The sequence below is a fragment of the Methanosarcinales archaeon genome (assembly GCA_014859725.1).
Lineage (GTDB): Archaea > Halobacteriota > Methanosarcinia > Methanosarcinales > Methanocomedenaceae > Kmv04.
The window spans coordinates 1-10,123 of record JACUTQ010000076.1 but is presented as its reverse complement, the minus strand read 5'-3'; the positions used below and the strand labels follow the sequence as shown (position 1 = coordinate 10,123).

Here is a 10,123-nt window from a genome sequence, read left to right as displayed (position 1 = left end):
AAAAAACGAATTCATTCATCTATCGGGTATGTCACTCCAGAAGAATTTGAAATGTCGGAGGAGATTTTAAATAGTAAAGTTTCTTAACTGGTTGTACACAAAATGGGGTTCACTCCATATTGTTCACCTTCAAAAACAATATCAATTGAAATCGGTTCATTTAGTTGTTTTTCAATTGAATCTAATTTATATTTATTAATTTCAAAATGAGGTAACATATCCAGAGAAGTCTCATCCTCAATATTCAAAACGAATTTTCCACCTTTTGGTTTCATTGTTCCGCGAATTCGAACGAAATCACCAATTGAATTAATTATAATATCCTCAATCTCAGGAGAATATTCACAATGGATTAATCCTTCTGGTGAGTCAATTTTGAATTCTCTTTTTTTATCCACTCTTAACTCTATTAAACGACCTTCAATTTGTTTTTCATATTCGTCAGGTGTTTTCTTTAGAAGTGAGCGAATTATTTCTTTTTTTGTTGGATTAAGAGTCAATTTTGGTAATTTGCCAAATTTAAAATTCAGAGCCATTTTAGATTGACTATCAGGCCAAATAGAATCATATTCTCTTAATATTCGATTTAGACGATGAGGATTATTAATTAGTTCAAATAATTGTAGGTGCAGTGCATCTCTATTTTCTATTTCTCCTTTTTCAGAAATAATTTCTAATAAATTATTGGCAATTGATATTGAATTTTCACCTAATGTAGGCATTCCTGGTAAGCTTTCTTGTGCATCTCCAATTTGCATTTGTGCATGGACACTTCCTGTGTCCAATCCAGTTATAACTAAAGAACAATTATCTTTAACAGATTGAGGATAATCACCCTTAGGGCGTGGTTCATTCCCTTCTAGATGATCTCCTATACTGTAAAGAATATTTTGAAGATGCTGAAACACATCCGCTACATAAACAATTGGAATTTTATCCATTCCATTTATTGAAAAAGAAACATTCCTTTGATGACTCACCATTTAATTATTATTATCGTTTTTCTTAATTATAAATCCTTCTTAAAAAAATAAAAGAAATTATTATCAAGATATATCGATTATATTACAGTTCATACCCTATGTTTAATTCCACCATTTTTTAGAATAACTATCCCTGTATTAAAGTACTAGGTCTTCAAACAACATAAATAGAAGTCATCTAAGTGTCTCTCTGGCCAGATGCAAGATGACCGAAGGCTTAAAACTGATAATGCATGTGATGATCATTAATTGAGGGGTATGATAAATACCCTAGATTAAGTTGAAGGTCTCATCCTTTGGAGCCCATACTGGTAAAACCATAGATATTATCAAATTCAATATCCGGAAATTTACCCCTGCACATGAACACTGTTTTGCCCACTACTTCAAAACCCATGGCATTCAAAATATCCCAGGCAAAGGTATTCTGTGCCGGTACATCCACTAATATACACTCCCCTTTTTTTCTGATCATTGAACGATCCAGAATATCTATAGCAGCTTCAATATTTTCTGCAATCCATGGACCTATTGTCCAATGATCCATGACCTTTCCATATCCCAGGCATGCACCTTTATTACATAGGCATGACCTGTGAGCAAGAAACGGTTCCAACATTTTGGACCTGTCTTCATGCCAGTATTTTTCATCCAATTCAAGAATTTTTTTGATGTTTAATTCATACTCCATGGGGCTAAATGCTCTGTCTTTGCATTCCCATCGAAAAATATCCATTACTTTGTCGAACTCAAAACCGGAATACAATCCCACAGCCATTGGGGATGCACATAGAAATTGGGTGGGCAGATGCGAAAGCTGCCGCAGAGCCCTTCGAAATAGTGCTTTCCCAAAACCTTTAAGCCTGTATTTCCGATCCACTACAAGATTGCCGATCCATCCGCTGCCTGGGTAGGTAAATGTCATTACACCACCCACCACGTTATTATCTTCAATACATGTGAAACATCCGTCTGGATTTAATTGAGTGTGTAATTCAAATTCCAGCATCTCAGAGGACCAGCCCTCCACATGTGCCATTTCAAGCAGGATGGCAAGATCCTCAGTTTCCATCTGCCTTAAATACATAATTTATCCCCCTTCCTATCTGCGTTGCAGGTAACTTCTTGATTATCAGGAATAATCCCACACCGGTCACGAAACCGATTCCAATATTGGTAAATACTGATGCTGCTGCAACTACCAATGTTAAATATATTGATTCTGTGTCCCTGAATTTATTGCCAAGCTCATATCCGGCAAAAAGCAGCAGGGCACCTGTGATGCCACCTGGTAAAAGCATTAGAAAATCTGCTGATATGAAAATTGTAGAGATGATCAGCACCAGTCCCATGATAATATTAGAGCCACCACTCCGGGCTCCGAACTTATAGTGGGCTGCAACCCCTGATGAGCCGTGACACATGGGTAGTCCGCCTAATGGCGCCGAGACCAGATTCATGATCCCTGTACTAACTGCGAGTTTGCCTGGTTTGATATCCTTTGAATACAGGTCACTGACAAGTAACGATGTTCCAAGAATAGCATTCACAAAAGTAAGCGGTATCTGGGATACGGCACCTATTAATGCTCCATTCAGGAACTCATTTTGATCGGGCACATATATTGATAGTCCGATATGGGGTGCAATACCGGGCAGTCCGTGCATGAGCATCCCATACAAAAAACCCAGGCTTAGTATTGTGATGGAAGAGAAACCGGCTTTGCCGATTATTAAGAATCCCAGGATCAAGATTATGCTTACAGCTCCTGACACTGGATTAAGCTGGATTATATCAACAGCTTTAATAGCAATTATCAGTGCCATTCCAAGCTGTGTTCCCCTTATAATACTCTTTGGCATCGAACCTGCTATTCGTGAGATGGTGCCACTTAAGGCCATGATCAGGAAGAATATGCCAACCACAACTCCTGCACCTACAGCCTGCCCATGGGTCAGACTGCCTGCTATCACCAGTGCTCCAATGGCCTTCATAGGCTGGACTGACATGGGTATTTTGTAGAACAGTCCGGTAACAATGTGGGCAAGAGCGAACATCAAGAGCACAGGTGCCAGCTGGAAATCTGCTATTAACACAGCACCCAAAATAAATGGGACCATGCTGCCCATATCAGCTAAGGAGCCTGACAGCTCTTCAATAGTAAATCTAAATCCTGAGATCATTGGATTGAAAATAAAAAAATAAAAAGGACGCTTAAATAGCGTCCCCGTCTGTTTCTCCTGTTCTGATACGCATAGCAGATTCAATAGGAATAACAAATATCTTGCCATCTCCAATATTATCTGTGGATGCTGAAATCTTGATGATATCCAGCACTTTATCCAGATGCTCATCAGGAACCACGATCTCAATCTTGACCTTTGGCAGCAGGTCGACGCAGTATTCTCTTCCGCGCCATTGCTGGACCATACCTTTCTGGCGTCCCCGACCTTTAACCTCGGTTACGGTCATGCTTGCATATCCTGCTTCGTCCAGTGCGATTTTTACATCATCTAACTTATTATGTCTGATAATTGCTTCGATCTTCTTCATGTTTCACACCTCTAATCGATTATATATTCCGGATAGGCGTTCACGCCGTGTTCTGCCAGATCCAGACCCTGTATCTCATGAGCTTCCGAGACTCTCAAACCAAGAATGGCGTCCAGGAGCTTGAACACTATAAAGGCTACTCCGAATGCCCAGATAAAGCTCATGATCACGCCTGCTAATTGTGCAATAAACTGTGCACTATAGCCGTAGATCAGTCCTGGAGCATCTGCTGCATAAGCTGCATCAGCCAGGATGCCGTTTCCAATCCCCACACTGAATATGCCTACTGAGAGCAGACCCCAGGATCCACAGTACCCGTGTACTGCTATGGCACCTACAGGATCGTCGACCTTCAATCTGTTCTCATTAAAGAACACACCCGCGACCATGATCAGGCCACCGATGAGTCCTATTACGATGGCTGCCCAGTTCTCAACTGAACCGCAGGGTGCGGTAATGGATACCAGGCCTGCCAGTACACCATTGCCTGTCAATGATGGATCTGGTTTGCCGTTCTTGATCCAGGTGATTACCATGGCCGTTACAGCTCCTGCAGCTGCTGCCAGGAAGGTGTTGACCACGACCAGGTTCATGAAGGCATCATTACCGTCAAGGGTACTGCCGCCATTGAAACCTAGCCAACCTAACATCAAGATGAGCGTACCTAAGAAAGCCATTGTCAGGTTGTGACCTGGAATGGCCTGTGCCACACCGTCCTTGAACTTGCCCAGTCTTGGACCTACTACAATTACACCGGCAAGGGCTGCATATCCACCAATACTGTGGACCACACCTGAACCTGCAAAGTCATGATGTGCAGCTCCTGCTAATTTAACGATAGGACTTTCTGCACCAGTAAGCAGTGCAAAGTCAGCGCCGCTCCATACCCAGTGTCCGTAGACAGGATATATGAGGGCTACCAGAACAATGGTAAATATTATGTAAGCTCTGAAACTTGTCCTCTCTGCCATGGCACCTGATACGATTGTGGCACCAGTGGCCGCAAATACCATCTGGAAGAACCAGCCGTTCCAGAGTGCATTATCGGCTCCTGCCAGGAAGAACTGGGATCCACCCAGAATTCCTGCTATGGAATCTCCATACATGACTCCCCATCCGACAGCCCAGTATACCAGTATGCCCAGACAGATCGTCATCATGTTCTTCATCAGTATGTTCGCAGTGTTCTTGGTCCTGGTAAGACCGGCCTCTACCAGCGAGAAACCCGCATGCATGAAGAACACAAGACCACCGCATAACAACAGCCAGACAAAGGTCAGGCTTTCCTGAACCGACGCTATTGCGTCTGCATTCTCTTCAGCCGTAACGCCCATTGCTGGCCCTATCAATAACAATAACAACATCGTTGAGATAATAACGTATGTTGAAATTTTTCCTCTCAATACCATTATTTTCCTCCTTCTATTTTTTATGAACCGTATTTTATCCCACATTTTTTTGCCTCGCTTGCAGACATAAATATCATCTAATAATTTCATGACGGCAAGCGGTAATCTACTGATTAGTTAATAATATATAAAATTAACTACTAATCTGGAAAAAGTATTTATACAGGTGTAAGTATCTTTCAAAGAAAGAGGAGATTAATATGATAAATGCTAATGATTTTATGTACAGATTTCAGACAATTTCCTTCCTGATCGGGGGGTTATTATTTACTTTAATGGGCATGTCAGGATTAAAACAACTGGCATATACTCCTGAATATCCTGGTACTGGTCTGATCTTATTTACTGCATTTATAACTTATTTCGGAATCTGGTCACTGCGCAAGTTTTATGTGCGATTCCAAGCTGCCTGATAAGTTATTCCAGTAATGTATCTGCATGAATCATGAATATTTTTAACACAGTGCTTTTGAAAAATCTCTTTGCATACAGGTTATATTATGTTTGTATTGTTTTAACCTCTAAAATAGAAATTTCCATGTTTCCTGGTGTTCAATTTAATTATTTATCAAGAATTAATCCCAGTATTGCCTGAATGTCACCCAGAGTTCTGGCAGATGCTGCTGCAGCAATTCATTTTGGGAGCAGTATGCGTCTAATTTTTTTCTTTTTTCAAGTGATCTGGCCAGAGGTCTGGCAAGTAGCCTCCTAACCCTGGTCTCATATTGTCCAAGCAGTGTTATATCATCATTTTCAAGAGCCCTTATGATCGCATTACCGGCCACCTCGCCAGCCAGCATGGCACTGTTAATACCGGCGCCAGTCACAGAATCTGCCATGCCTGCACTGTCCCCCACCAGCAATATGTTATCGTATACGAGCTTTTCCCGAAGTCCACTTATAGGAAGGGCGCCTGCGATATATTTGGATGTCTCACCATCCAGCCGTCCTGAAATATTAGACTCTTTAATAAATGCATCCAGATATTGATGGGGAGACTTTGATCCAGTATCCGTTATTCCCAATCCCACATTTGCAGAATCTGGTCCGGTAGGATATATCCACACATACCCACCCGGCGCATAATCTGCATCAAAAAAAATCTCACTGGTATTGTGGAGAGGTTCTATTCCCTTCATATGATACTGGGCACAGAAAGCTGCCCTTTGTTTTGTTATCCCAAGAATTGATGACGTTTTTGAAAAAACGCCATCCGAACCCACAATTATCATTCCAGAGGCTACACCTCCCGGAAATCTGACATCACCAGTGACCAGATCGATAAGAGGAGATCTCCACTTTATATGAGCTCCCGCTTCTTCTGCTTTTTTGAGCAGGGACATATCAAATTTGGACCTGTCAACTACAAACCCATTCAATTGGAAATCATGATAAGAAAGATCCGGGAAATAAGTGCGCATTTTTGATATCTTTGACTGGATCCCGCAATCATCAGGCATTTGGATGTTGATCGAGAGGCCTACATATCCAGCACAGGGAGATTTGCATATTGCATCTCTTTCCAGCATCAGCACACGAAATCCAGCCTGGGCTACTGTAAATGCGGTAATTGCTCCTCCTGGACCTGCACCGATAACGATAACATCATAATCCATTGTTAACCTGCCCTTTAATTCTCAATCTCCCTCAAATGATTAAGTGTGCAATAAATCTAATGATAGACCATCTTCTCATGATTGATATTATAGAAAAAGTAACCCGGGAAATTTCAGATATATGGATTAATCATTGCAGTTTTGTGCCGTTTTGTATTAACTATACAAAACATTATATATTAAGAAATATAAAATTATAGTTAAAGGTGTTAACTTTGAAAACAAAGCGAAAAATTGACCCTACCGAACAACAAGAACTATCCAGGTTATTCAAAGATAGAGTGAATTTTGAAAAACGTGAGCGAAAGATATATTCTCATGATGTGGCAAGCTTACCAAAGCTTGTCAAACCGATGCTTGGAAATACCATACCTGCGGGGATTGTCAAACCGGAAAATGAATCCGAACTTGTAGATCTGGTAAAATTCGCAGCTAGTAGAAACATCCCATTGGTACCCAGAGGTGCCGCCACTTCCGGATATGGTGGTGTGCTGCCTACCAGAGGCGGTATTGTAGTGGACATGTCATTGTTTGATAAGTTAATTAAAATAGATAAAGCTAAAATGACGGCAACAGTTCAAGCCGGAACTGTCTGGCAGGACGTCGAAAAACAATTGAATATTAATAACCTGTCTTTGCGAGTAATGCCCACCAGTAGTCCAGCATCAACAGCAGGCGGATGGCTTGCACAGGGCGGTGCAGGCTTGGGAAGTTTTGCTTATGGAGCGTTTCGGGATAATGTAATCTCTGCTAAAACTGTACTTGCTAATGGAACTGTAAAGGAATTTTCAGGCAACGATCTGGATAACCTGTACGGTGCAATGGGTACTACTGGATTAATAACAGAACTGAAGATCAAAGTCAAAAAGCACGAACCAGTATCCATAGCAGGTGCTCAATTCGATTCTGCCGCATCTTTGAAATCAACACTTACATCCACAAAGCAGAAAAATATTCCTGTATGGTCTGTCACTTTCCTAAACCCCGAAGGTGTTAAACTTAAGAATAAAGTACCGTTAAAAACCCATCAGGGTCATGTAATTGAAGAAAGAGTATTGCTCCCTGAAGCATACATCCTGCTAATGGCTACCCATGATAAGGATGCCCTCTCCAAAATTGAGAGTGAAGTGTCTGATAACGGTGGAAAGCTCCTGGATGAAAAAGTTTCTGAACACGAATGGGAAGAACGTTTCAAGACCATGCGAATAAAACGCCTGGGCCCATCGGTCATCCCGGCTGAAGTAGTAATACCCCTGGATAACCTGGATGCTGCCATAGAATCCCTGGATAAAAAAATCGGGCTGGAATACCTATTGGAAGGCATTATGATCTCAGATAAGGAAGCCGTGTTAATGGTATTCATTCCCCATGATGAAAGATCTCTAGGATTTAATTTTGCATTCCCGCTGGCACTTAGTGTGATCAGGATTTCAAAAAAGCATGGAGGTCGGGTATATTCCTCTGGATTATATTTTTCAAAAGAAACGCCTTCAGTATATGGTGAAAGATACGGTCCACTAAAGGTTTTCAAACAAAAAACCGACCCGAACGATATCTTAAACCCTGACAAATTGACAGGCAAAGTAATGATGGGTATTGGTATCGGGCTGGCCTCAGCTTTTGAAGCATTTACCAGGCCGATCGGAAATTTGTTCAAGAATAGCAATGGTGCACATAAACCTGATAAAAAGGGCATTCCCGGTGATGTGGTCTGGGATGCCTATTCCTGTGCACAATGTGGTTATTGCGTTCGCGGTTGTACCCAGTATTACGGCAGGGGATGGGAATCCCAGTCACCTCGCGGAAAATGGTACTTCCTGAAAGAATACCTGGAAGGCAGGGAGAAGTTCGATCAGGAGGCAGTTACCAATTTCATGGTATGTACAACATGCGAGCGTTGCGATGTGGCCTGCCAGCTAGACCTGCCAGTGGAACCTGACTGGATGGCTATGAGGAACGAACTCATAGGCGAGCGCAGGCTGATGACCATCCCACCCTTTGAAATGATGGCAGCTGCCCTGCAAAAGGAAGGCAACATCTGGGCAGGATACCAGGGGGAAAGGGATGCCTGGTTCCCAGAGGATATCAAGCCAAAGGAAAAAGCTGAAATAGCTTACTTTGCCGGCTGTACAGCATCCTATTGTGAGCGAGATATTGCCGAAGGTACGGTCAGACTGCTGGATAAGGCCGGAGTTGACTTCACATATCTCGGCCAGGATGAAAAATGCTGTGCAATCCCGATGTTAGTGGCAGGTAAGTGGGATGTGTTCAAAGATGTTATGAAGCACAATATTGAAGAGATGAAAAAGCGGGATGTTAAGACGGTAGTCACATCCTGTCCGGCCTGTCATCTGGTATGGAAGACCGTGTATCCGGAATTTGCCGAAAAAGAAGGTATACCTTATGACTTTGAGACAAAACATTATGCAGAGGTACTGGCTGAGAAGATCGAATCAGGCGAGTTCAAATTCGAAAAGGAAGTAAAAGCCAAGGTCACGTGGCACGATTCATGTCATATCGGTCGTGCAGGCGGGATATACGAGCCGCCCAGGGATGTTATCAAGGCAATTCCAGGTGTGGAATTAATTGAGATGGAGCATAACAGGGAAGATGGACTGTGCTGCGGCTCTGTCCTGTCACTGCTGGATTCTCCGCAAGTGGCTGCTGAGATCGGCAATGTTAAGCTGGAAGAGGCCAGGGCCACAGGTGCTGATACCATCCTGGCACTGTGTCCTTGCTGCGAATTCCAGATGAGAGTGACCAAGAACACAAAAGGTAATAATATTAAGATACGCGACCTGGCGTCCTTTGCATGTGAAGGTATCGGGATTGAACTGGAAGACCCGTTCGAGTATTCCATGATGCTGTGGGAGCCGTTCTTTGGCATGATCAACCTGATGAAACCCGAGGCCATGGCAGATCTGATGGCAGAGCTATTGCCTGAAATAATAGCAGCCATGCCCGGCCCCCTACGGGCCATGATGCAAATGGTAAAGATCCCAGGCATGGATAAGTTGATGACACTTATTATGCCAAAGATGATGCCGCTGCTCATGCCCATGTTAATGCCTGAAGTGATGCCGGCTATGTTGGATGCTGTGGCCAGGCGAATCAAGATGCCCGATGACATGAAGGAGCAGATGCCTGATCTTATGCCTAAGACAATGGAGAATCTGATGCCCAATATGCTGCCTCAGGTGGCTCCACTGCTCACACCAAAGATGATAGAATATGTGAAGGCTCATTGAAGTCTTCACATTTTACTAATTAATATTTTGTTAAAACAAGTATATTTTTAAATTGTGTGCTTTTTTTAGTTATTATTATTTTGTGAAAAAGCATGTCAAAAAAGTTTAAGCTCACTGAACAAACTATGGACTTACAGATGACCAATCTATCAGATTTAAGAAGTCATCTTAAGTTATTAGCAAAAAAACTGGCATCAATAATTTTAATTTTCCGGATTATCCAGATCCTATTAGTGTTAGTTAAGACGCAGCTGCCATAAAATCTGCGTTCATGTCGAGTAGAGCCCATAGCGCACCTCTTGTTGGGGTAATAG

The 10,123-nt window shown here is 42.3% G+C and carries 8 protein-coding genes; 2 read left to right on the top strand and 6 right to left on the bottom strand.

The window, feature by feature from the left end; translation table 11 throughout:
* Nucleotides 1–83 precede the first annotated feature (83 nt).
* From IBX40_07595 to IBX40_07575, 5 genes are all read right to left on the bottom strand, one after another.
* Complete coding sequence (locus IBX40_07595; protein MBE0524179.1) at nt 84–983, bottom strand: hypothetical protein; 900 nt, start codon at nt 981–983, stop codon at nt 84–86.
* A gap of 289 nt (nt 984–1,272) precedes the next feature.
* Nucleotides 1,273–2,070 carry a GNAT family N-acetyltransferase gene (locus IBX40_07590; protein MBE0524178.1) on the bottom strand — a complete coding sequence of 266 codons (798 nt, stop codon included), beginning with the start codon at nt 2,068–2,070 and terminating at the stop codon, nt 1,273–1,275.
* The gene (locus IBX40_07585; protein ID MBE0524177.1) at nt 2,045–3,166 is read right to left on the bottom strand and encodes a putative sulfate/molybdate transporter; all 1,122 of its coding nucleotides are present in this window, start codon (nt 3,164–3,166) and stop codon (nt 2,045–2,047) included. Before IBX40_07585 ends, IBX40_07590 begins: the two co-directional genes overlap by 26 nt.
* Nucleotides 3,167–3,197: 31 nt before the next feature.
* Nucleotides 3,198–3,536: a P-II family nitrogen regulator gene (locus IBX40_07580; GenBank protein ID MBE0524176.1), complete on the bottom strand. Its 339-nt coding sequence runs from the start codon at nt 3,534–3,536 to the stop codon at nt 3,198–3,200.
* 11 nt (nt 3,537–3,547) lie between these two features.
* Nucleotides 3,548–4,945, bottom strand: coding sequence for an ammonium transporter (locus IBX40_07575; protein MBE0524175.1), 1,398 nt, complete (start codon nt 4,943–4,945; stop codon nt 3,548–3,550).
* Between the two features lie 200 nt (nt 4,946–5,145).
* On the opposite strand from IBX40_07575, the gene IBX40_07570 reads away from it, so the two are divergent.
* Nucleotides 5,146–5,358 (top strand): hypothetical protein, encoded by a 213-nt coding sequence (locus tag IBX40_07570; protein ID MBE0524174.1) that lies wholly within the window; start codon nt 5,146–5,148, stop codon nt 5,356–5,358.
* A gap of 162 nt (nt 5,359–5,520) precedes the next feature.
* Here IBX40_07570 and IBX40_07565 read toward each other — a convergent pair whose 3' ends face one another.
* Entirely contained in the window at nt 5,521–6,561 is a 1,041-nt protein-coding gene (locus IBX40_07565) for an NAD(P)/FAD-dependent oxidoreductase (GenBank protein MBE0524173.1), read from the bottom strand.
* Between the two features lie 215 nt (nt 6,562–6,776).
* On the opposite strand from IBX40_07565, the gene IBX40_07560 reads away from it, so the two are divergent.
* The gene (locus IBX40_07560) at nt 6,777–9,809 is read left to right on the top strand and encodes an FAD-binding oxidoreductase (protein ID MBE0524172.1); all 3,033 of its coding nucleotides are present in this window, start codon (nt 6,777–6,779) and stop codon (nt 9,807–9,809) included.
* Nucleotides 9,810–10,123: the final 314 nt, after the last annotated feature.